This is a genomic window from Rhizobium sp. 01T444 (genome assembly GCF_056398305.1).
On sequence record NZ_JBFTPD010000004.1, the window covers coordinates 257671 to 278717 of the forward strand.

Sequence of the window (21047 nt, forward strand, 5' to 3'; positions counted from 1 at the left end):
CTGCTTTCGATAGGTGTCGCTAAATCGCTGTAGATCGTTGTAGTGCACCGTCTTCGCCACCGAATTCCTCGTTTTCGAGAGAAAGGAAGCGTTGGTGCAGCATGCATGCCGCCCCGAAGGCGGAACCGAACTCCGCGTCGCCATCGACGACGATCTCGGGGGTCGGAAAAGGAATGTTCTGGCCTTCCGACATATGGACAGCCACACGGGCCGCGACCATCGGATAGAGCGACGCAACCGAACCGCCGAGCACGATCCTATCAGGATCGAGCAGACGACAGGCCTGCAGCAGCGCGTAGGCAAGATGCCGCGACCAGATCTCCGCTATGTTCACAGCATCAGGAACACGATCKCGAACATCGGTGAGGAAATCCTGCAGATCGGCGTCGGTGCGGCCGGTCGCCTCCCGATACTGCCGGATCAGTACCTCGCGGCCGATCAGCTGCTCGAATTTCTGTCCGCCGCTTCCCGGCACGAGAGTATGGCCGATTTCGCCCGCAAGGCCATGACCGCCACGAAACAGCTTTCCATCGATCATGATCCCACCACCGACGCCGGTTTCCATGAGCAGGAAGAGCGTTACGCCGGAAACACCATGACGATAGCTGTCACCGATCGCGAAAGCATTGGCGTCGTTTTCCACCGCGATCGGCACCTCGGCCGGAAAGGCACTGCGGCCGATCTCTTTCAACGGCACCTCCCGCCARCCRATGATCGGCGCAAGCGTGACAATTCCKTCSGGCCGGATATGCGCCGGCGCGGATATGCCAAGCCCCTTGCAGCGCTGGATCATGTCTTTCGCCATGGCGCCGATGATGAGATCGACGCCACATGCCACGGCCTCCTCCACTGTCGAGGACTGCGCGTGGAAGGCCAGCCTGCGACAGGCCCGGACATCGGCGGAAAAGTCCACAACAACAGCAGATATATGCTCGACGCCAAGCTCGATGCCGACGAAGAATGCGGCATCCGGAACCAGCTCGAGCATGATTCCCGGACGGCCGGCACGGGATTGTTCCGAGCGCTGTTTGCCGCTCTCGTCCGACTCCTGGACAAAGCCGCTTTCCGTCAGTTCGGCAACGATCTCCCCCGATGATGAACGGTTCATCCCGAGCTTCCGCGCCAGGTCGGCCCGGCTCAGGCGGCGATGGCTGTAGATCGTCTGCAGGGCTGCGACGATGTTGTTCTGCCTGATCCTGCGCGGCGAGCTTCCGATGGAGACGGTGTCGTTCATGTTCATTTCTCTTCAAATCGACTGCTCCAGCCTACACTTACGAAGCAGATCGGCAGAAGGATTATCAGGGGCGTGCGTTCGTGACGCGACGCCGTTTGGCTTCTTCGTATTTCAGTTCGATATAGCGTTTGGCATGAGCCGCCAACGGGTCGTTATCGGTCCACGTGTCGCGCCAGATTGCGCAGGCGAGTGACAGGCCTTCATCGACAACAGCGGTCGAAAAGCTTTCGAACACTATGTCGCGCTTGTAGTCGATATCGAGCAAGGCATCGAAGATGAGATCGAAGTTGATGACGCCGTCGCCAAGATAGCCGCGGTTGCTCTCGCCGATGTGGAAGTAGCCGATCTTGTCGCCGGCGAGCCGGATCGCGGCAGCCGGATTTGCTTCCTCGATATTCATGTGAAAGGTGTCGAGATGCAGTCGGACATGGTCCGATCCGGTCTCGGAGATGAACTTCAATCCCTGGGCCGCCGTGTTCAGAAGGTTCGTTTCGAAGCGGTTCACGATCTCCAGGACGAGATCGACCCTCGCATCCTTCGCGACATCCGCAGTCGCAGCGATTGCGGCGACGCTGTTGTCCCAGCCCTTCTTCGTCGGCTGGCGGTTGTACTTGGTGTGCGCGGAATAGAGGATCCCACCAAGCTTGTTTCCGCCGATGTCACGGACCGCACGCACGGCATCGGCGAGCGTCTGCTTGCCGGCGGATACCGCAGCGGCATCCTCGCTCGAAATATCCCTGTCGATCGGCAGGCCCATCGTCACACCGATCTCGACCTCGAGCGATTGCGCGAGCTTTGCGAGACGATCGAGATTGAACTTCTCGGGGCGCAGATAAGCGAATTCGATTGTGCGATATCCGTGCTCGGCCGTTTTGTTGAGAGCCATTTCGAGACCCTCTTGCGTTTGGCCGCCTGTCCATACAAATGAATGGATACCCAATCGGCGCATGGCTTTTTTCCTCCGCTGAAAGCCTTTCGTTGCGCCACAGCTATGCCATTTAGTATGGTAAAGCAACAAATAAATTCGCGTATTATAATTTTGCCATTGCGAGCGAATTCATTGCGTTGCAGCATTTTTGCGAACGGTCTCTGCCTCCGTTACTTTTGCCAGAATTAGTTCTTACCAAAATCAACGACATAGCCGACATATTTGCAGGTTTAGACAACAAATATTGCGTGAGCGGCATTTTTCGTCTACACAATGGCCCGGCGAAATGATCTCGCTGCTATCTGGGAGGATTGAAATGAATTACGCTCTGAAGGCCAGCGCGCTTGCGCTGACGCTCAGCCTCGCCACCGCCGCTTCGCCGGCATGGGCAGACTTCTGGTCCGACGCCGGCGCCAAGTTCAAAGGCGTGACCTTGCACGGCGTGACCGAAAGCACGCCGCCATCGAACTACATCAAGAATGTGCTCGCCCCGGAATTCGAGAAGAAGACCGGCATCAAGGTCGAAATCGAGACGACGTCCTGGGACCAGATGTACGACAAGGCCATCAAGGACATGGAGGCCAAGACCGGCATCTATGACATGGTCTACATCGAACAGGACATCATCTACTCGTATCTGTCCCGGAATTTCCTAGTCAACATCACTCAGACGCTGAAGGATCAGGCGGATCTGAAGGCGCCGACCTACGACGACGCGAACTTCACCAGCTTCGCCGACTATTTCAAGGACAAGAAGGGCGATCTCTTTGGCGTCCCGATGGAAGCCTTCCTGAAGACCTACCTCTATCGCAAGGACCTTTTCGACGATCCGAAGATCAAGGAAGCCTTCAAGAAGGAAACTGGCAAGGACCTGAAGCCGGCGACCACGCATGAGGACTACACGCAGATCGCCGAATTCTTCACCAAGTATGGCAAGGATAACGGCATTGAGCTTTGGGGCACCACCGCTCAGGCGCATACAGGTCACGCCGCGTCCTGGTACGAATATTTCGAATCCATCGCGCCGACTTTCGGCGTTTACAACTGGGGCATCGACGCCAGCAACAACTACGCAGCGACGGTCGAGCATGGCGGCGCAATGAACAGCGACAAGGCGAAGGCCGCGCTGAAATACTGGCTGCATCTGCGCGACATAGCCCCGCCGGAATCGACCCAGTCTACCTGGACGGAAACGGCGACGACTTTCGCTGCCGGCCGTGTTGCTCAAGGATTGATCTACGGCGAGAACGCCGCATGGATCGCGAGCGATCCTGCACAGTCGAAGGTGGTCGACAAAGTAGGCTTTGCCCTGCCGCCACTCGAGCCGGGTGTCCTGGAGGATGCGAAGTCAGGCAAGGGCTATATCGGCTATTATGACGGCGGCGCCTTCGGTCTGCCGATTACGTCCAAGAACAAGGAAGCAGCTCTGCTCTTCCTCGAATTCATGGGTCAGAACGATGTGCAGCCCGATTGGGCAATCGCAGCACCCCGCATCACCAACAAGGCGACCTTCGACGACCCGAAGGTCAAGGCGATGGACGTCAAGCTCGGCGGCTTCTACACGATGCTGAAGGATCAGGGCAAACTCTTCGCCGGCGCTCCTCCGTATCCGTTCCATGCCCAGCTGCGTGAAGCAACCCTGCCGATCTTCTTCGACATCCTGACCGGCAAGGTCGCGCCCGACGAAGGCCTCGACCAGATGGCCGCCAAGACGGAAGAGGAGCTCACCTCGCTCGGCTATCGCAAATAAATCATCCTCCCCACCTTGGCGGGTCGTCTTCGCTTGGCGACCCGCTCCTTTCCTGGCTCGATAGGCCGCCCCAAGGGTGCCAAAGAGGATGAGGCGATGCATTCACAAAAGCTTGGATGGCTGCTGCTGTCACCGACGATCCTGATCCTCGGGCTCTTCGGCATCTTTCCTTTCATTTACGTCGTCTGGGTTTCGTTTCACCAGTGGAACCCTTTCGCCGCAAATCCGCTGATGGTCTTCAACTGGGCCTCGAACTACCGGAGTCTCGTCTTCGACAAACAGTTCCTGGCCTCGCTGGGCATCACGATCGCCTTCGTCTTCTTCGCAGTCGTTTCCGAACTCGTCCTCGGATACATTCTCGCGCAGGCACTGATGAAGGACTTTCCGGGAAAAGCGTTCTTCCGCACCATCCACACCCTTCCTCTTATCATGGCGCCCATCATTGTCGGATCGGTGTGGAAGCTGATGACGACACCGTCGATTGGCATCATCCCATATCTGCTGCGAAGCTGGTTCGGTTACGATCTGAACATCGGCCAGAGTGCGCTCGCGGCTTTCTCCATCACTGTCATCATGGACGTCTGGCACTGGACGCCGCTGGTCACCCTGTCCCTGATTGCCGCCCTGGTCTCGCTTCCGCCAGATCCCTTCGAGCAGGCGCAGATCGATGGCGCCGGCAAGAGCCAGATCTTCTGGCATATCACGCTCCCTCTGATCCGCCCTGCCCTGCTGGCCACGGTGTTCATCAGGCTCATGGACGCGCTGCGCACGGTCGACGAAGTCCTGATGCTGACCGGAGGCGGTCCGGGGTCGTCGACGCGCTATATCGGCGTTCACATCTTCAGAGAAGTCTTTCCGAAAACGAATTACGGCTACGGTTCAGCCATCTCGGTCGTCGTACTTTATCTCACCATCGTCGTCTGCTGGCTGCTCTACGTCGGCCTGATTGCTCCCCGCGCGAAGAGAGGCTGATGCGATGAAAAGACAGAACCCCTGGCTTTCGGTTCTCTTGTGGACGCTGATAAGCTTTGCAACCCTCTTCCCGATCTACTGGCTCTTCGTCATCTCGCTGAAGCAGCCCTTTGACCTGTTTTCCACGCCGGACGTCATCCTTCGGAGCTTCTTCTGGAAGAACTACCAGGACGTGCTGACGAACGAGACCTTGCGGCGATATATGATCAACTCGCTGGTCATTTCGTCGGGGAACGCGATCCTGGTGACGACCCTCGGCTTTCTTGCCTGCTACGCGCTGACGCGCTTCGATCTCGCAGGCAAGGAAAGCATTTTCTTCTGGACCATCACCAACCGCATGGCGCCTCCGGCGGTCTTCCTGCTGCCGCTCTTCCTGCTGCTGACGCAGGTCTACAGGATCGGCGACTTTTCGCTGGCGGATACCAGGCTTGGCATGATCCTGGTCTATTGCTCCTTTAACCTTCCCTTTGCCATCTGGACCCTGCGTCCGACGGTAGAGGCCATTCCTAAGGAATTGGACGAGGCGGCATATATGGATGGCGCAAGCCCCTGGATGGTCCTCTACGACATCGTCTTTCCCTTGGCGCGACCGGGACTTGCGGTGACGCTCATCCTCACCTGGGTCTTCGCTTGGAACGAATATCTGCTTGCCGCGACACTCACCAACTTCAACGCCCGCACACTCACCACCGGCCTGTCGGAATACGTAACGACGACAGGAACCGCCTGGGGCATCATGGCGGCGATCTCGATGCTGACATTGATCCCGGCGCTCATCGTCTTCTCGGTGGTGCAGCGTCACATCGTTGCCGGCCTGACCTTCGGCGCAGTGAAAGGATAGCGAGATGGCTTCGGATTCTCGAAACAACGAAAAACAGCCGGGCTTCCTGCCGATCGAGACGAACTGGTTCGACCGGCTGTTCATCTCCGTCGTGATCTGGGTCGCGCTCTCTCTGTTCTGGCTGCGGTTCATCGAACCGTTCGGGCTTTCGGTATGGTTCGCGGTGGCAATCTCCGCCGTACTCGGCGCCTACATCGTCTGGAAGGGGTGAGCCGGTGAATTCCATCAACACTATCAAGACGCAAGCCGTGCTGGATTAGGGAGAAAAGACATTGGCAAATGTACAGGTCAGCGACGTCACCAAGAGATATGGCGCTCTTCAGGTGATGCATGGCGTCAGCGTCGATATCGAGGATGGCGAATTCGTCGTGCTGGTCGGCCCTTCGGGATGCGGCAAGTCAACGCTGCTGCGCATGATCGCCGGTCTCGAGACCGTCAGCAGCGGCGACATCCGCATCGGCGGTCGCGTGGTCACCAACGCCCCGCCGAAGGAGCGCGACATCGCCATGGTCTTCCAGAGCTACGCGCTCTACCCTCATAAGACCGTCGCCGAGAACATGGGATTTCCACTAAAGATGGCGAAACGCCCGAAATCGGAGATCGATGAAAAGGTCGGTAGGGCAGCCGAGATCCTGGACCTGACGCGTTATCTCGACCGCTATCCGAAGCAGCTGTCAGGCGGACAGCGGCAACGCGTCGCCATGGGCCGAGCCATCGTCCGCGACCCACAGGTCTTCCTGTTCGACGAGCCGCTATCGAACCTCGATGCCAAGCTTCGCGTCACCATGCGCGTCGAAATCAAGGAACTGCACCAGCGGCTGAAGACCACCACCGTCTATGTCACGCACGAYCAGATCGAGGCSATGACGATGGSCRACAAGATCGTCGTCATGCGCGACGGGCGGGTGGAACAGGTTGGCAAGCCGCTTGATCTCTATGACTTTCCGGCAAACCTCTTCGTCGCTGGTTTCATCGGCAGCCCGTCGATGAACTTTCTCCAGGGCAAGATCGCAACTCGCGACGGAAAGCAGGTTGTCATCACCGATCAGGGCGTTACCCTCCCCGTTGACCGCGTGAACGCAGAGGAGGGTAAGGCCGTAACCTACGGCATTCGCCCGGAACACATAACCATCAGCGATGACGGTATTCCGGTGGAAGTGTCAGTATACGAGCCGACCGGCTCAGAAACGTTGATCTTCGGCCGTGTGGGAGGAGTGCCGATCGATGCCTTGATCCGTGAGCGTATCGAGGTCGAACCCGGCCGGACGCTGCATTTTCATATTGATCCGCGGCGTGCTCACATCTTTGATCAAGCAACGGGACAGCGATTGTAAGGTGAGGAACAAATGAATTTCGAAGGCAAAAAAGTGATCGTCACCGGTGCCGGAAAGGGCATCGGCCGCGTTGTCGCAGAGATGCTGGTCAAGCGTGGGGCTAAGGTCACGGCACTCACCAGAAGTGCTGACGATGTCGTTTCCCTACATGAAGACCTTGGTTGCGAAGCGATTCAGGTCGATCTTGCCGACGCAAAGACGACGCGAGAGGCGGCGCGCGCCGCACTTCCGGCAGATTTCCTTATCAACTGCGCTGGAACAACCGAGCTGCAGCCTTTTCTCGAAACCACGGTCGAAGCCTTTGACCACCTGATTGCAGTCAACACGCGCGCCCCGATGATCGTCGCACAAGAGTATGCGCGGTCCCTGATCGAGAACGGCCGCCCTGGAGCCATCGTCAACGTCTCCTCTGTCGCAGCCTTTGTGGGTATCCCGGATCATGCGGCCTATTGTGCATCGAAGGGCGGTCTGGACGGCTTGACGCGCGTCATGGCCAAGGAACTGGCGCCGCAGGGCATCCGGGTAAATGGCGTGCATCCGACGGTGACGCTGACGCCGATGGCGATCAAGGCCTGGAGCGATCCGGAGAAAGCCGCCGGAATGCAAAAGCGCATCCCGGTCGGCCGGTTCGCAGAGCCCGAGGACGTGGCAGAGGTGATCCTCTTCCTGCTCTCGGACGAAGCCGCGATGGTCAACGGCATCTCCATGCCTATCGATGGCGGCTACATGATCGCGTGAGACCCTATATTGCTATGGATCAGGCGCCGGAAGCAATCTTCCTGGCGGCGTTGATCTGTTTGCGGGCACCGGATCGTAATTGCGCGGTTTCCGCTCCGGCAATGACAAAAGCGAAGCCGAATTTCAGAAGCTCGCCGGCGCGCTCGCCGTCACCGGCAAAGGCGCAGGCGAATTTTCCGTGCGCGCCGCAGCGCGCGACGGCATGCTGCATGGCGCTATCGATCTCGGCGGCATTCGGCGCCACCTGATCCCCGTTCGATAGTGCGATGGAGAGATCCGACGGGCCGATGAAGATACCATCGATGCCGGGCATGCCAAGGATATCGTCGATCGCTTCGAGCGCCGCGCGCGTCTCGATCATGGCTATTGCGACCGTCAAATCATTGGCGGTCCTGAGATAGTCGTCAGCCGAAAGGCCGGTGTGGTTGAGTGCCAAAGACGGCCCCCAGCTGCGCTCGCCAACCGGCGGATATTTTGTGGCCTTCACGAAGGCCTTCGCATCCTCGGCCGAATTGATCATCGGCGCGATGATGCCCGACGCACCGGCATCGAGCAGGCGCGAGGCAGAGGCGAAATCACCGACCGGGATGCGGGCGAGCGCCGGCTTGCCGGCGATACGCACATGGCCGACAGCGGCAGCTGCAGACGGCAGGTCCCACATGCCGTGCTGCATGTCGAGCACAACGGCATCGAAGGCTTCCTGAGCCAGATGATTGACCAACAGCGGATCGGGAATGCCCACCCAGGCAGAAATCATCTGGCTTTCGTGGTTCCGGATCCGGGCTGCAAAGCCGTCGATATCAGCTGCACTCATGGCATTCTCCTCAGTTCGCCAGGCCACCAATGGCCATGTATTTAACCTCGAGGAACTCTTCGATGCCGTATTTCGAACCCTCCCGGCCGATGCCGGACTGCTTCATGCCGCCGAAAGGAGCGACCGCTGTCGAGATGAGTCCCTCGTTGATACCGACAATGCCGAATTCGAGAGCGTCGGCAACCCGGAAGATGCGGCCGACGTCACGGGCGTAGAAATRGGCGGCAAGACCAAAGGGCGTGTCATTGGCCATTTCAATCGCCTCTTCCTCCGTCCTGAAGCGAAAAAGAGGGGCGACCGGACCGAAAGTTTCATCCGAGAAGATTTCCGCCTCGCGGGAGACATCCGAGAGAATGGTGGGCAGGTAGAAATTGCCGCCACGCTGATCGCGCCTGCCGCCGGAGACGATCTTCGCGCCATGCCTGACGGCATCCTCGACATGCGTCTCGACCTTCTTGAGCGCAGCTTCGTCGATCAATGGGCCTAGCGTGACGCCCTCCTCCATGCCGTCGCCGAGCTTCAGTTTGGCGACGGCGGCTGCGAGCTTTTCGGCAAAGGCGTCATGCACTTTATCCTGTACGAGAATGCGGTTTGCGCAGACGCATGTCTGCCCGGTATTGCGGAACTTCGAGCCCATGGCGCCCTTGACCGCCTCGTCGAGATCGGCGTCGTCGAAGACGATAAAAGGCGCATTGCCTCCAAGCTCCATGCTGGTCTTCTTGATGGTCGGCGCGCATTCGGCGAGCAGCTTGGCGCCGACCGCCGTGCTGCCGGTGAAGGTGAGCTTGCGCACCCTCGGACTGGCGGTGATCGCAGGACCGGTTTCCGACGAAGGGCCGGTGATGACGTTGCAGACGCCGGCCGGAAAGCCCGCCTCTTCAGCCATCACGGCAAGCGCCAGCGCCGAATAGGGCGTCTGGCTTGCCGGACGAATGACGCCGGTGCAGCCTGCGGCCCAGCCGGGACCGGCCTTGCGGGTGATCATCGCCGAGGGAAAGTTCCACGGCGTGATCGCCGCAAAGACGCCGATCGGCTGCTTCTGCACGATCAGGCGTCGGCCTGAAACCGGCGAAGGGATCGTGTCGCCATAGACGCGCCTCGCCTCTTCCGCGAACCACTCGATGAAGCTTGCGGAATAGACGACCTCGCCACGGCTTTCGGAAAGAGGTTTGCCCTGCTCGATCGTCATGATGGCCGCGAGATCCTCGAGATTCGCGTGCATCAACTCGGCGAGCTTCCAGAGATGGTTGGCGCGCTGCTCGGCAGTCAGTCCCGCCCATGCCTTCTGAGCTTTGTAGGCGGCATCGATCGCGCGGTTCGTCTCCACAGCACTCATCGCAGGCACGGTTCCGATTACCTCGCCGGTCGCAGGATTGGTGACGTCGTAGGTACGGCCGCTATCGGCCTGCACCCATTGGCCGCCTATATAATTCGCTTCGCGAAAAAGCTCCGGACGGCGGAGCTTGTAGCCCGAAAGTTTGTTGCTCATGACTGGATACCTTCCATGAAACGCGGTTTCTGGGGATCAGACGGCCGGAATATTCTCGTCATCGGGGGCGAAGTTCGATCCCCGCAATGCTTCGCAAACGGCGTGCGTCACATCGGCCGTGGTTGCCTTGCCGCCAAGATCTGGAGTGAGAATGCCGGCGGCGCAGACCTGTTCCACCGCTGAAATCAGTATCTTTGCCGCAACCGCCTCGCCCAGATGTTCCAGCATCAACGATGCCGTCCAGAAGCTTGCGACGGGGTTGGCGATGCCCTTGCCGGTAATATCGAAAGCCGAACCATGGATCGGCTCGAACATCGAGGGGAAACGGCGTTCGGGATCGACATTGCCCGTCGGTGCGATGCCGAGCGAGCCGGCGAGCGCAGCCGCGAGGTCAGAGAGGATATCGGCATGCAGGTTGGTCGCGACGACCGTGTCGATGCTCTTTGGTTTTGCGACCATGCGGAAGGTCATGGCATCGACCAGTTCCTTGTCCCAGGTCACATCGGGGAAGTCCTTGGCGACCTCGGCGGCAATCTCGTCCCACAGCACGAGCCCGTGGCGCTGGGCGTTGGACTTGGTCACGACCGTCAGCAGCTTACGAGGGCGCTTCTGCGCCTCGCGGAAGGCAAAGCGCATGATGCGCTCGACGCCGCGGCGCGTGAAGATCGAGGTTTCGGTCGCCACCTCCTCTGGCAGGCCGATATGGGCGCGGCCGCCATGGCCGGAATATTCGCCTTCGGAGTTCTCACGCACGATCAGCCAGTCGAGATCGCCTTCCTCGACCCCCCTGAGCGGGCTTTTCACACCGGGGAAGATGCGGGTCGGGCGGATATTGGCGTACTGGTCGAGACGCTGGCAGATCGGCAGACGCAGGCCCCAGAGTGTCACGTGATCGGGCACGTCAGGCGCGCCGACGGCGCCGAAATAGATGGCGTCGGCTTGCTTTAGCAAAGACAGGGCATTCTCGGGCATGAAGGCACCGGTCCTGCGGTAGCGCTCGCTGCCCCAGTCATAATGGTCGATGTCGAGTGTGAAAGCGCCGCTGCGGGCGGCCAGCACTTCGAGCACTTCGAGGCCGGCGGCGATGACCTCTGGGCCAATGCCGTCGCCGGGAACGGAGGCGATGCGGAAGCGACGGAGCGGCGTATTGGTATTGGCGTTCATGGGACCCCCTTAATAGTCAGATGAGGCCGCCATTGATCAGCAGCATCTGCTTGGCAATCATGCGGCTGTCGTGGGAGGCGAGCAACAGGCATTGGCCACGCCCTCGACCTCGATCTCCTCGGGAATGCATTGCAGCTTCACCCCGTCGGCGATCCTGCCTTCATGGCTGTTGAGTTCTTGCACAGGCAACCAAGATTCTCGACGATATTGTTGCGATATTTTCTACGCGCATGTCGGGCGCGGCAAGACACGGCGAAAATATGCAACAAGAGGCAGCGCGGATCAAATCGAGACACGGGATAGCGCTTCAACTGTAGCCCGGTGCGAGCACACAGTGGACGCATCCGTTCCGCTGACATCGGGTGAGCGCCTCCCTGCGAAGGCAGCCGGCATCCTGTCAGAACGGCAATCCGACGTAGTTTTCCGCAAGCGCCGTCGAGGCAGCGCGGGAATGGGTGAGATAGTCGAGTTCCGCTTCCTGGATCTTCTGGTCGAAATCGCCGGTATCGGGAAAACGATGCATCATCGTCGTCATCCACCAGGAGAAGCGCACGGCCTTCCAGACGCGAGCAAGCGCCTTTTGCGAATAGGCGTCAATGCCGACGCTCGAGCGATCTCCGTAGAACTCCCTCAGACCTTCGAAGAGATAGTGCACATCGCTGGCAGCAAGGTTCAGCCCTTTGGCGCCGGTCGGCGGCACGATATGGGCGGCATCGCCGACCAGGAACAGGCGACCGAAGCGCATCGGCTCGGCCACGAAGGAACGCAGCGGCGCGATTGACTTTTCGAAAGATGACGCGGTCTTCAGCGCCTCGGCGTGATGGGCCGGCAGGCGGCGGCGCAACTCGTCCCAAAAGCGGTCGTCGCTCCAGTCTTCGACCTTCTGATCGAGTGAACATTGGATGTAATAGCGGCTGCGGGTCACAGAGCGCATGGAACAGAGTGCAAAGCCGCGCGGATGATTGGCATAGATGAGCTCATGATTGACCGGAGCGACATCGGCCAACAGACCAAGCCAGCCGAAGGGGTAGATCTTCTCGAAGGTTCTGATCGCCTTTTCCGGAACCGCCTTGCGGCTTGCGCCGTGGAAGCCGTCGCAGCCGGCGATGAAATCGCAGTCGATACGCTGAGTAGCGCCATCCTTCTCGTAGCTCACGAAGGGAGTGCGGCCATCAAAATCATGCGGCGTCACGTCGGCGGCATCATAGATGGTCAAGGCACCGCTCGCCTCGCGCTGTTCCATCAGATCACGCGTCACCTCGGTCTGGCCGTAAACCGTGACGCGCTTGCCGCCGGTCAGGCCGTAGAGATCGATGCGGTGATCGCGCCCGTCGAAAGCCAGTGAAAAGCCGTTATGCGGCAAACCTTCAGCATGCAGCCGGGCAGCCGACCGTGCCTCGTCCAAAAGATGAACGGTGCCCTCTTCCAGGACGCCGGCGCGAACGCGGCCGAGAATGTAGTCCTTGCCCACCCGATCGAGAATGACGTTGTCGATGCCGGCTTCCGTCAGAAGTTGGCCGAGCAGCAGGCCCGACGGGCCTGAGCCGATAATGGCGATTTGGGTGCGCAATTGCTTCCTCCCTGCAATTTGCTTTCTGCCAAATTCTGACCTTTAGCCCTTCGAGCGGCAATGGACTTTCCCACCGAAAAATTGCACAAAACGAACATGGGAACGGAAGGAAGCCCATGACGAGACATGTGCCGACCTATGAGCTCTACGGCGAGACATCGGGCAAAGAACCCGATTTCTGGCTGCACTGCGAAACAATTCCCTCGCGTAGCAGCCTGCACCATTGGGAGATCAAACTGCATCGGCACGCGAGTTTCTTTCAGATATTGTACATCGATGCCGGCGCAGCCGATGCCATTTTCGGCGAGCGGAGCCATGCCATCCAGCCGCCAGCGGTCGTCACGATTCCTCCCGGGTTCGATCACGGCTTCCGTTTTTCGCGGGATATCGACGGCCTCGTCATCACCATGCTGAGCGCCAATCTTAGCCACCTTCCCGGCGACCGCAGCCGCCTCGGTGAGTGGCTTGCAGCCCCGCATCTCACCGCGCTTGATCCGCAAGACCCCGACGCCGCCTATCTCATGCAGAGCCTGAGGCGGCTCGGCGATGAATATCGGTACAACCGCAGCGGCCGCAGCGAGCTTCTCGCCTCCTATGCCGCATTGGCGCTGCGGCTGACGGCGAGAATTTCCCATCAGGAGGATATCAGCCAGTTCCCCGCCGATGAAAACGAACGGCGGATGGAGCAACTGGCTGGCCTCATCGAACAGCATTTCCGTTCGCACAGACCCGCTTCATTCTATGCCAGGGAAATCGGCATTTCGCCGACCCATCTCAATCGCATCGTTCGCTCGATGACCGGCAAGACGGCTCACGACCTGATTGCCGGCAAACTCGTCGACGAGGCCAAGCGCGAACTCGTCTTCACGCTCGCGAACGTTCAGGAGGTCAGCCATCGGCTTGGCTTTGCCGACCCGGCCTATTTCTCCCGCTTCTTCCTCAAGCACGCGGGCGAGACGCCCAAGGATTGGCGCAAGCGGGAGAAGAACAGGCTGGAACGAGCCTAGGCTGTGCGACGCGCCGGGGCATCCTCAAGGAAGTCCTCGATGAAGCGTTTCTGCAGCAGTATGCCATCCCACTCATCCGCAAAGAACGGCGAGTCGTAGATCAGCGTGTAGGGTCCGGCGTAGCCGGCCTTTTCGCACATTTCCAGGCAATGACGGTAATCTGCAGCATCAAGCCCAGAGGCATTGTAATCGGCCTTGGCGTGGCAGATTTCGGCCCTACGCATGATATTCGCCAGCCCTTCATATTTCGCCGGTGCCGCCCAGTTTCCGAGGTCGCCATTGAGGCCGATCTTGCTGTCGAGTTCATCAAGCAGCCAGTTCATTTCCTTCGCTGAGGGCAGAAGGGCGAACCAGTTTTCGGTCACGACACGCACGCCGCTTCCCTCCGCCTGCCCGGCGAGCCATTTCAGATGCCGCGCGGAACGCGCAAGGTTCTCCTCATTGGGCGCCTGCTTGCCGGCGATGACGCGGATGCGCTCGGCGCCGAGCTTCTTTGCGATGTCGATCCAACAGGCGATCCAGCCTATGTCACGTTCCGCCGTCTCGGCATTGCTGGGATCGCCATCCTCGACGAGCAGCGTCTGGAAAAGGATGCTGGAGGCCTCCAGCGCATCGCGAAATTCGGCGAGATAAGAGGCGTCCAGGCTCGGCAGGTGGAACGAACAGACCTCCAGTCGGCCAAGTCCGCGTTCGGCGAGCATGCCCGGCACTTCGAGCAGGCTCACGGTGCCTGCCCCATAGGGCTCCTGGCGTGCCGCGCTTTTCTGCGGATCGGGACTATAGGGGTAGGTTGCACCCAGCATCCGGTGAAGCGACCATGTGGAAACCGCAAACCGGCCGTTCTGCAAAACCTGCATCTTTCATCTCCTCCCGTTTCCTCGCGAGGACTTTGGCAAGAATGACGCGCCGCATCAAGCCCGCAATCGCCTAGATCCGATCGCCGCGAATGACTGCTTCTGCCGTCAGCGAAACGGCAAGCAATGCCTCATCACGGTTTGCCGGCGCCGATAGAAGGAAACCGACCGGCATATCTGCCTCGCCGTTGCCGCAAGGAATGGAAACACCGCACCAGTCCAGGAAATTGCCGAGCGCTGTATTGCGCAGCGTCTTGACGTTCACGGCGAAGAAAAGCTCGTCATCGCGCTCAAGTGCCGCGATCGGCGGCGCCACGTGGGCGACCGAAGGAAAGGCGAGGAAGCGGTTGCCGACGAGCCGATCGACTTCGGCAATCAGCCGCGTGCGCTCCGCAAGAATAGCAATGTAATCGGCCATGCTGGTCTTCTCGCCGAGCCGCGTGCGCAGGACGACACGATGATCCATCCGCGCAGCCTCCGGCCCTGCAAGCCGTTCGCGGTGGAGAGCGAAGGCTTCGGCAGTGACGAGGGCACCATGTTTTGCCATCAGTGCCAGGATTTCCTCGAAGGCCGGAATGTCGATCGGACTGATATGCGCGCCAGCGCTACGCAGCCGCTCCATTCCGCCCTTGAAGGCTTCGGCGACGCCCGAACCCAGGCCATCAAACACGATATTGCGAGGGACGACGATTTCCACACCTTTCAGCGACTGCCGGGCGACCGTCGGCGCCGTCAACCCGCGCATTGCAGCATCGACCCAGACGGCGTCTTGCACGGAACGGCAGAGGGGACCAAGCGAGTCGAGGCTCGTAGCCAGCGGATAGACACCTTCCATGGCATAGCGCCCGCGCGTCGCCTTGTAGCCGACGATGCCGTTCAGGGCGGCGGGAATACGCACCGAACCACCGGTATCCGTGCCCATCGCTACCGGTACAAGGCCTGCGGCAACCGCCACGCCGGCGCCGGAGGACGACCCACCGGGAATGCGCGGCTCGTCCTTGCTGTGAGGGTTTTCCGGCGTGCCGTAATGGGGATTGATGCCGAGGCCGGAAAAAGCAAATTCGCTCATATTGGTACGGCCGATAGCCAGCATGCCGGCACTCTTGAGCGTTGTCACGATCGCAGCGTCCTGTTTAGCAGGCGCATCGCCCGCCAGAACCACCGAACCGGCCGTAGTTGCCACGCCCTCGATGTCGAAAAGATCTTTCCAGGCGATCGGAATGCCGTCGAGCGCACCGAGCGAACGGCCGTCGCGGATGCGCTTCGAGGAAGCATGAGCCTCTCGCATCGCCCGCTCGCGCAACAATAGGGTGAAGACCGCCTTGTCGGCGTATTGCTCGATGCCGTCGAAGATCGCCTCTGCGACATCAACCGGATCGGCCTTGCCGCTCTGGATGAGAAGGGAAAGCTGAGCGATAGACATCGCACCGAAAGAAGGGGCCATGGGGAGAGTCCTGTGGATATCACGCAGGATTTACCGCCTATCATTTCGCAGGACCAGCCCTTGCACGGCTTTTCACGATGATTAGTACGATTTTGTGAACACTGAGTTTGCTTTAGCCCTCTTCAATTTACCGCGGTTAAGACACACATGCGGTGCTGCACGCGTGAGGCGGATTGGCACGCCATTAGCTTGCCTTCCCAAGCCGCATCCCGGTGCATTGCAGGAGACTTGAAATGACACAATCTGAAACTTGGACCTCCGGTCACCAGGATATGGTGCACCAGCATGTGAAGGAGGACGTGAGCTACGGCGAAGCTGAACGCGACTACGCCGACCACGTCAGCGCACAGAAGCTGTCGGTCCTGGAGCGGATCGTGGTCGTAGGCGCCCTCGTACTGCTAAGCTTTGTAGGCTTCACAGCACCGTCGGCACAGACATCAGCGACCGATCCGATGACGACCTCGGCTATTGAAGAGCCGGCACCTCCGGGTGATAGTCTGGTGCCACACCACCAGCGCTACGGCCATTGCCGTGAAACGAGCCCCTACGCAGACAGGGTCTGCTAAGAGCCAGCGATTTTCGCCGGGCATGGAATTTTTCGTCTAACGTGCATGAGAAGCATAGGAACGGGAAAGAGCCATGGCCGGTGACGTAGACTACGACCTCCACCGCTTCATCGAAGCGCAGAACGGCATATACAAACAGGCTCTTGCGGAGCTGGAAGCCGGTCGCAAGCGCTCTCACTGGATGTGGTTCATCTTCCCGCAAATCGCCGGTCTCGGAACCTCTTCCATGGCGGAGAAATATGCCATTCGCTCCGCGGAGGAAGCCTCAGCCTATCTCGCTGATCCGATCCTCGGCAGCCGCCTTTTGCGCTGTGTCGAGGCAATCCTCTCCGTCAATGACCGCAGCGCTCACGATATCATGGGCTCCCCGGATGATCTGAAGCTGCGCTCGTCCATGACGCTGTTTGCCGCGGTCAGCGATCACGGCTCGCCCTTTCACAAAGCGATCGATCATTTTTACGACGGGAAATTCGACGAACGGACCATTTCGATCCTGAGCGCCGGCAACGGCTAGCCAGGAGAATACTCCAGTGCCGCAATCTCCTCCGAGATTTCTTGGATGCGCTGTTTCAGATCGTTTTCCGTACCGTCGTCTACTTCCTCTTCGCCAAAGCAATAACGTGCGTCGTGCAATTCGAGCTTGGCTTCAAGCTCGGCACGTCTGGCATATAGGCGCCGGAGATAAGTGTAATTCATCTCTGCCTCCAGATTGCTCCCAGATCAGCAGAAAAACGGCCACGCAACCCCCAAGGTTCCCTGGCCGCGTCAATATCAGCCGAAGGCGGAAATCGCCACGTTGCAAGCTTTTTCAAAATGGCAGGAACAGCCCCCGTCCGTCATGGCCTGGCGAGTAACGCGCGCGCCTTCGAGCAGCAGCGTCAGCGTGTCGGCAAGAAGTTCCGGCTCGCGCGCGCCGGCAGCCACGCAAAGTGCCGCAAGACGATTGCGCTGCATCGCCTTGTGGCGCTCGATCAACTCGTGCGCCGGATGGCCTTCGCCCTTCAATTCGATCGCGGCATTGGCGAGATCGCAACCTGCGGGCTCGCCGTTCAGACAGTGAGCCCGGTCCTCGACCCAGGCAAGCAACTGGCCGCGCGCATCGCCGGGATGGGCGGCTTCAAGATCGCGCCAGATCTTCTCGGCCTTTTCGGAGGCGCGGCGTAGCGTTTCGCAGACCAGCTCGTCCTTGGAGCCGAAATGCCGATAGAGGGTCATCTTGTTGGTGGCGGCAGCATCCGCAATGGCATCCACGCCAATGCCGCGAATGCCGCGCTCACGGAAAAGCTCCGAAGCGGTCGTGACAATACGCTCCCGCGGGGGGATTCGATCGTCTGAAGCGGCTACGGAGATTTCATTCAATGATTCTGATTTTTTCGCGGACGAAGTCCTTGACATCGATGTGACCGATCGGTAACAAATGCATTGTTACTTACCGGTAACACCACTCTTTGCAGAAGTCAATGCTAGGAGCGCTTGGCAGCAGGAGTGGAACACGGGCGACCGCCCACGAAAGGAGGACCGTACCATGAGAAAGACCGGAGAAGATTTGACCATTTCCGAAGCCCTTCACGACCCGCTGATCGCCATGGTGCTCCGCGCCGATGGCGTGAAGCTTGAAGATTTCAAGCAACTCCTTGAGGTGGCTGCCCGTAAACGCGAGCCGCGTCCCTCCACGGCGAGCGATATGATCGGGTCCTTTGCCAGCCGCGCCAATCTGCCGGCGATGCCCTGCTTCGGCTGATCTGACCGCTGGCACCATAAGGCCCCGATCGGCACTGGGGATAAGCCCTGTTCCCAGACGGGCTGCCGCTGTCAACAGGCGGCAGCCCTTGCGATGCGGCGAGCGCGCACATCCACATCGATTTCCCGAATATTTCTTCCCGCGACCTTGAGACGCTCGCCGCCGGCGACGCCGTCTTCATGACGACACGCACCGGCGGTGGCTTCGGCAAGCCGCAAAAGGGGCGTCGACTTGCCACCGCTGACCGCAATGTCTGGCAGGAGACTTGGCCCACATCCGATCAGCCGGTATCGCTATGGGATAAAAACTCGGGCTGCGGCTTGTTGTTCCGGTTCCAAAATCGACGATCCACGATAAGGCGCCCGCAAATAGATTTGCAATCGCAGCCAATCCGGTGACAACATTCGCCGCCCTTCAAGAACTATCTGCGGCGGCTACCAAAGGTTTTTATATCCAAAGATTTTGCGATTTGCTTCGCAAACGGCTATGCCATAGTAATGTAACAGGTTCGCATGATATCAGAGGTATGTTGAATTGGACGGAAAGACATCACCCGCAATCCACTCCGAAGATGAAGACCCGGCCGAAGAGACCGGTGCCAAGGGCGCGCGCCGTGCACGCGTCAGCGGTATCGACCGCGCGCTGCAGGTGATCGACCATCTTTACGAGACGGGGTCGCCGGCCGGCGTCTATGCCATCGCCAAGGCCGTGAAGGCGCCGCTTTCAACCGTCTATGTCATCGTTGACGACCTGGTCGAAAAAAACATGCTGACGCGCCAATCCGACGGTTCAATCTGGCTCGGCTCGCGGCTCTATCACTATGGCCTCGCCTATGCGCGATCGCTCGACTTCATGAGCGTCGCGACGCATGAAATGCACGACCTCTGCCGACAGGCTGGCGAGACCGTTCAGGTCTGCGGCCGTGACGGCGATTTCATGCTTGTTCTCGCCATGGCCGATGGCCCCAGCCATTTCCAGGTCGCCTCCCGCGTCGGCACCCGTGTGCCACTCAACTGGACAGCGTCTGGCCGCCTGCTGGTCGGGCACCTGCAAGAAGACGAGCGTGTCGAGCTCTTCAAGCGATGCGCCCGCTCCTCGCCGACGGGACGCGCGGAAATCGATCCCGCCACGCTATCGGAATCCGCCGGAAAGGCCTTTGAATCGCGCCTGTCGATCCAGGCTGGCGAATCCGATTATGCGGTTGCCTGCATCGCCTCGCCGATCTGCGATCGCGAGGGCCAGTGTGTCGCCACCATTTCCATCGTTCTGCCGGAGCAAAAGGCCTTTTCGGACGAAGGCCACTATACAGCACAGGTGCGCAACTCGGCTGAGCACATCGAGAAGCTGATGGGCTGGCGTAGCCATTAAGCGCCGGCTTCAGTCGCACGGCAAGCGCCATCCGGACCGTCATTGGCTCGCGAGGAAGGGCGGCTCCTTGTTCGCATAGTATTTCGCTGCCTCATCGATCTCTTCTCGATGCTTCCGTGGCACAAATCGCAAGGCGTGATCGCACGCGTCGGCGCGCGCCGCGGCTGACGCCCGTTGGGCTGTGGCAGATCGCCCACCGCTGGGCCAGCGTTGCTCTCCGCCCGATCGGAGGCCATCTATTTGAAAAAACTCACTGATTGTGATCGCTAGCCTTCGAGGATCGAATAGCCGATATCGCGCAGATGATCCTGATCGGCGATCGCATCGACCGCCGAGATCCTGTCGCCGTCAAAACTCAGCGCCAGCACGACGCGCAACTGGCCCTCGATGAAGACGACGAGGCCGATTTCACCATCGACAAGCGCGACTTTCGCCGATGTCGCCCGCCCCTTGAAGCTTTCGGCGATGGCACCGGCGCCGCGAAGCGGCACGACATTGCCGAGACGGGTCGCGGCCGCATCTGGCCGGAAGACCGCATCCGGCGCGAGGACCGCAAGCAGCCCCTCCAGATCACCGTTGCGGGAGGCGATAAGGAAGGCTTCGGCTATGCTGCGCTTGCGCGCCAGATCGATATCAGGCGTTTCCGGTTGCCCCTGCACCCTGCGCCGGGCACGGCTGGCAAGCTGCCGGGCGGCGGCCGCACTCCGCCCGATGACAGCAGCGATCTCTTCGAAGGGCAGATCGAACATGTCATGCAACACGAAGGCGACGCGTTCGGCGGGCGAGAGGGTTTGCAGCACGACGAGCAGGGCGATGCCGACCGAATCGGCAAAAGCTGCTTCGCGCTCCGGATTGCTGGCGATATCCACGATCGCGCCATGCGCCGGCAGGTCGAGCGGCTCTTCGCGCCGCGTTTTGCGCGAACGCAGCATATCCAGGCAGATGCGCGCCACGACCGTTGTCAGCCAGCCGCCGAGATTATCCACACTGCCCCTGTCCGACCTTGTCAGGCGCAGCCACGCCTCCTGCACCGCATCCTCAGCTTCTGCGCGGGAGCCGAGCATGCGGAAAGCGACGGCCCGCAGATGCCCGCGGTTTGCCTCGAATTCATCGGCCAGCCATTTTTTCTCGTCCATCAATCCACTCCCAATCCTGTTGCGTCAAAAGCCATGACGAGCGGAAGCCGGACGATGTGACAGGAGCTCTATCCTATCAAGTCCCGCGAAGTTGGGC

The 21047-nt window shown here is 59.9% G+C and carries 23 protein-coding genes; 11 read left to right on the forward strand and 12 right to left on the reverse strand.

Features of this window, described 5'->3' with window-relative positions:
• Positions 1-19: 19 nt before the first annotated feature.
• Both AC1DTN_RS09570 and AC1DTN_RS09575 read right to left on the reverse strand, forming a co-directional pair.
• A complete protein-coding gene (locus AC1DTN_RS09570; protein ID WP_477920614.1) occupies positions 20-1234 on the reverse strand; it encodes an ROK family transcriptional regulator in 1215 nt (404 codons plus the stop codon).
• 64 nt (positions 1235-1298) lie between these two features.
• Positions 1299-2183 (reverse strand): sugar phosphate isomerase/epimerase family protein, encoded by an 885-nt coding sequence (locus tag AC1DTN_RS09575; RefSeq protein WP_442206800.1) that lies wholly within the window; start codon positions 2181-2183, stop codon positions 1299-1301.
• Positions 2184-2478: 295 nt separating this feature from the next.
• On the opposite strand from AC1DTN_RS09575, the gene AC1DTN_RS09580 reads away from it, so the two are divergent.
• The 6 genes from AC1DTN_RS09580 (at position 2479) to AC1DTN_RS09605 (ending at position 7797) form a co-directional block, all read left to right on the forward strand.
• A complete protein-coding gene (locus AC1DTN_RS09580) occupies positions 2479-3912 on the forward strand; it encodes an extracellular solute-binding protein (RefSeq protein ID WP_442206801.1) in 1434 nt (477 codons plus the stop codon).
• 96 nt (positions 3913-4008) lie between these two features.
• The gene (locus AC1DTN_RS09585; protein ID WP_442206802.1) at positions 4009-4884 is read left to right on the forward strand and encodes a carbohydrate ABC transporter permease; all 876 of its coding nucleotides are present in this window, start codon (positions 4009-4011) and stop codon (positions 4882-4884) included.
• A 4-nt stretch (positions 4885-4888) separates the two neighbouring features.
• Positions 4889-5725, forward strand: a complete 837-nt coding sequence (locus AC1DTN_RS09590; RefSeq protein WP_113323263.1) for a carbohydrate ABC transporter permease — start codon at positions 4889-4891, stop codon at positions 5723-5725.
• Between the two features lie 4 nt (positions 5726-5729).
• Positions 5730-5936, forward strand: coding sequence for a DUF2160 family membrane protein (locus AC1DTN_RS09595; RefSeq protein WP_439017792.1), 207 nt, complete (start codon positions 5730-5732; stop codon positions 5934-5936).
• A gap of 61 nt (positions 5937-5997) precedes the next feature.
• Complete coding sequence (locus tag AC1DTN_RS09600) at positions 5998-7059, forward strand: ABC transporter ATP-binding protein (RefSeq protein WP_477920617.1); 1062 nt, start codon at positions 5998-6000, stop codon at positions 7057-7059.
• A gap of 12 nt (positions 7060-7071) precedes the next feature.
• Positions 7072-7797, forward strand: coding sequence for an SDR family oxidoreductase (locus tag AC1DTN_RS09605; protein WP_442206804.1), 726 nt, complete (start codon positions 7072-7074; stop codon positions 7795-7797).
• A gap of 19 nt (positions 7798-7816) precedes the next feature.
• Here AC1DTN_RS09605 and AC1DTN_RS09610 read toward each other — a convergent pair whose 3' ends face one another.
• The 5 genes from AC1DTN_RS09610 to pobA form a co-directional block, all read right to left on the reverse strand.
• Positions 7817-8611 (reverse strand): HpcH/HpaI aldolase family protein, encoded by a 795-nt coding sequence (locus tag AC1DTN_RS09610; protein ID WP_442206805.1) that lies wholly within the window; start codon positions 8609-8611, stop codon positions 7817-7819.
• Positions 8612-8621: 10 nt separating this feature from the next.
• Positions 8622-10100 (reverse strand): NAD-dependent succinate-semialdehyde dehydrogenase, encoded by a 1479-nt coding sequence (locus tag AC1DTN_RS09615; RefSeq protein WP_477920619.1) that lies wholly within the window; start codon positions 10098-10100, stop codon positions 8622-8624.
• Between the two features lie 36 nt (positions 10101-10136).
• Positions 10137-11264, reverse strand: coding sequence for a tartrate dehydrogenase (locus AC1DTN_RS09620; RefSeq protein ID WP_442206807.1), 1128 nt, complete (start codon positions 11262-11264; stop codon positions 10137-10139).
• A gap of 57 nt (positions 11265-11321) precedes the next feature.
• Entirely contained in the window at positions 11322-11453 is a 132-nt protein-coding gene (locus AC1DTN_RS09625; protein ID WP_442206808.1) for a hypothetical protein, read from the reverse strand.
• 208 nt (positions 11454-11661) lie between these two features.
• Positions 11662-12834, reverse strand: coding sequence for a 4-hydroxybenzoate 3-monooxygenase (gene pobA, locus AC1DTN_RS09630; RefSeq protein WP_442206809.1), 1173 nt, complete (start codon positions 12832-12834; stop codon positions 11662-11664).
• A 116-nt stretch (positions 12835-12950) separates the two neighbouring features.
• Between pobA and AC1DTN_RS09635 the strand changes: the two genes are divergently transcribed.
• Positions 12951-13841 carry a helix-turn-helix domain-containing protein gene (locus AC1DTN_RS09635; protein WP_442206810.1) on the forward strand — a complete coding sequence of 297 codons (891 nt, stop codon included), beginning with the start codon at positions 12951-12953 and terminating at the stop codon, positions 13839-13841.
• Here the strand turns inward: AC1DTN_RS09635 and AC1DTN_RS09640 are convergent.
• Both AC1DTN_RS09640 and AC1DTN_RS09645 read right to left on the reverse strand, forming a co-directional pair.
• Positions 13838-14698 carry a sugar phosphate isomerase/epimerase family protein gene (locus tag AC1DTN_RS09640; RefSeq protein ID WP_477920621.1) on the reverse strand — a complete coding sequence of 287 codons (861 nt, stop codon included), beginning with the start codon at positions 14696-14698 and terminating at the stop codon, positions 13838-13840. The genes AC1DTN_RS09635 and AC1DTN_RS09640 overlap by 4 nt on opposite strands.
• Positions 14699-14768: 70 nt before the next feature.
• On the reverse strand, positions 14769-16139 hold the full coding sequence (locus AC1DTN_RS09645; RefSeq protein ID WP_477920622.1) for an amidase: 1371 nt from the start codon (positions 16137-16139) through the stop codon (positions 14769-14771).
• A 272-nt stretch (positions 16140-16411) separates the two neighbouring features.
• On the opposite strand from AC1DTN_RS09645, the gene AC1DTN_RS09650 reads away from it, so the two are divergent.
• A complete protein-coding gene (locus tag AC1DTN_RS09650; RefSeq protein WP_113323296.1) occupies positions 16412-16705 on the forward strand; it encodes a hypothetical protein in 294 nt (97 codons plus the stop codon).
• Positions 16706-16778: 73 nt separating this feature from the next.
• The gene (locus AC1DTN_RS09655) at positions 16779-17219 is read left to right on the forward strand and encodes a DUF1810 domain-containing protein (protein ID WP_439017782.1); all 441 of its coding nucleotides are present in this window, start codon (positions 16779-16781) and stop codon (positions 17217-17219) included.
• Here the strand turns inward: AC1DTN_RS09655 and AC1DTN_RS09660 are convergent.
• Positions 17216-17401 carry a hypothetical protein gene (locus tag AC1DTN_RS09660; RefSeq protein ID WP_007825756.1) on the reverse strand — a complete coding sequence of 62 codons (186 nt, stop codon included), beginning with the start codon at positions 17399-17401 and terminating at the stop codon, positions 17216-17218. The genes AC1DTN_RS09655 and AC1DTN_RS09660 overlap by 4 nt on opposite strands.
• A 75-nt stretch (positions 17402-17476) precedes the next feature.
• The gene (locus AC1DTN_RS09665; protein ID WP_439017781.1) at positions 17477-18100 is read right to left on the reverse strand and encodes a TetR/AcrR family transcriptional regulator; all 624 of its coding nucleotides are present in this window, start codon (positions 18098-18100) and stop codon (positions 17477-17479) included.
• A gap of 130 nt (positions 18101-18230) precedes the next feature.
• Between AC1DTN_RS09665 and AC1DTN_RS09670 the strand changes: the two genes are divergently transcribed.
• Both AC1DTN_RS09670 and AC1DTN_RS09675 read left to right on the forward strand, forming a co-directional pair.
• A complete protein-coding gene (locus AC1DTN_RS09670; protein ID WP_477920623.1) occupies positions 18231-18446 on the forward strand; it encodes a hypothetical protein in 216 nt (71 codons plus the stop codon).
• 534 nt (positions 18447-18980) lie between these two features.
• Positions 18981-19814 carry an IclR family transcriptional regulator gene (locus tag AC1DTN_RS09675; protein ID WP_477920624.1) on the forward strand — a complete coding sequence of 278 codons (834 nt, stop codon included), beginning with the start codon at positions 18981-18983 and terminating at the stop codon, positions 19812-19814.
• A gap of 266 nt (positions 19815-20080) precedes the next feature.
• On the opposite strand, the gene AC1DTN_RS09680 is transcribed toward AC1DTN_RS09675, so the two are convergent.
• Positions 20081-20950, reverse strand: a complete 870-nt coding sequence (locus tag AC1DTN_RS09680) for a sigma-70 family RNA polymerase sigma factor (RefSeq protein WP_442206815.1) — start codon at positions 20948-20950, stop codon at positions 20081-20083.
• Between the last annotated feature and the right edge of the window lie 97 nt (positions 20951-21047).

Excerpts from the sequence above, each read along its gene's own strand:
- AC1DTN_RS09645 (WP_477920622.1), bottom strand. The coding sequence starts at position 16,139 with ATGGCCCCTTCTTTCGGTGCGATGTCTATCGCTCAGCTTTCCCTTCTC.
- AC1DTN_RS09660 (WP_007825756.1), bottom strand. The coding sequence starts at position 17,401 with ATGAATTACACTTATCTCCGGCGCCTATATGCCAGACGTGCCGAGCTT.
- AC1DTN_RS09680 (WP_442206815.1), bottom strand. The coding sequence starts at position 20,950 with ATGGACGAGAAAAAATGGCTGGCCGATGAATTCGAGGCAAACCGCGGG.
- AC1DTN_RS09640 (WP_477920621.1), bottom strand. The coding sequence starts at position 14,698 with ATGCAGGTTTTGCAGAACGGCCGGTTTGCGGTTTCCACATGGTCGCTT.
- AC1DTN_RS09620 (WP_442206807.1), bottom strand. The coding sequence starts at position 11,264 with ATGAACGCCAATACCAATACGCCGCTCCGTCGCTTCCGCATCGCCTCC.
- AC1DTN_RS09635 (WP_442206810.1), top strand. The coding sequence starts at position 12,951 with ATGACGAGACATGTGCCGACCTATGAGCTCTACGGCGAGACATCGGGC.
- AC1DTN_RS09650 (WP_113323296.1), top strand. The coding sequence starts at position 16,412 with ATGGTGCACCAGCATGTGAAGGAGGACGTGAGCTACGGCGAAGCTGAA.
- AC1DTN_RS09590 (WP_113323263.1), top strand. The coding sequence starts at position 4,889 with ATGAAAAGACAGAACCCCTGGCTTTCGGTTCTCTTGTGGACGCTGATA.
- AC1DTN_RS09595 (WP_439017792.1), top strand. The coding sequence starts at position 5,730 with ATGGCTTCGGATTCTCGAAACAACGAAAAACAGCCGGGCTTCCTGCCG.
- AC1DTN_RS09575 (WP_442206800.1), bottom strand. The coding sequence starts at position 2,183 with ATGCGCCGATTGGGTATCCATTCATTTGTATGGACAGGCGGCCAAACG.
- AC1DTN_RS09605 (WP_442206804.1), top strand. The coding sequence starts at position 7,072 with ATGAATTTCGAAGGCAAAAAAGTGATCGTCACCGGTGCCGGAAAGGGC.
- AC1DTN_RS09580 (WP_442206801.1), top strand. The coding sequence starts at position 2,479 with ATGAATTACGCTCTGAAGGCCAGCGCGCTTGCGCTGACGCTCAGCCTC.
- AC1DTN_RS09670 (WP_477920623.1), top strand. The coding sequence starts at position 18,231 with ATGAGAAAGACCGGAGAAGATTTGACCATTTCCGAAGCCCTTCACGAC.
- AC1DTN_RS09665 (WP_439017781.1), bottom strand. The coding sequence starts at position 18,100 with ATGTCAAGGACTTCGTCCGCGAAAAAATCAGAATCATTGAATGAAATC.
- AC1DTN_RS09655 (WP_439017782.1), top strand. The coding sequence starts at position 16,779 with ATGGCCGGTGACGTAGACTACGACCTCCACCGCTTCATCGAAGCGCAG.
- AC1DTN_RS09610 (WP_442206805.1), bottom strand. The coding sequence starts at position 8,611 with ATGAGTGCAGCTGATATCGACGGCTTTGCAGCCCGGATCCGGAACCAC.
- AC1DTN_RS09585 (WP_442206802.1), top strand. The coding sequence starts at position 4,009 with ATGCATTCACAAAAGCTTGGATGGCTGCTGCTGTCACCGACGATCCTG.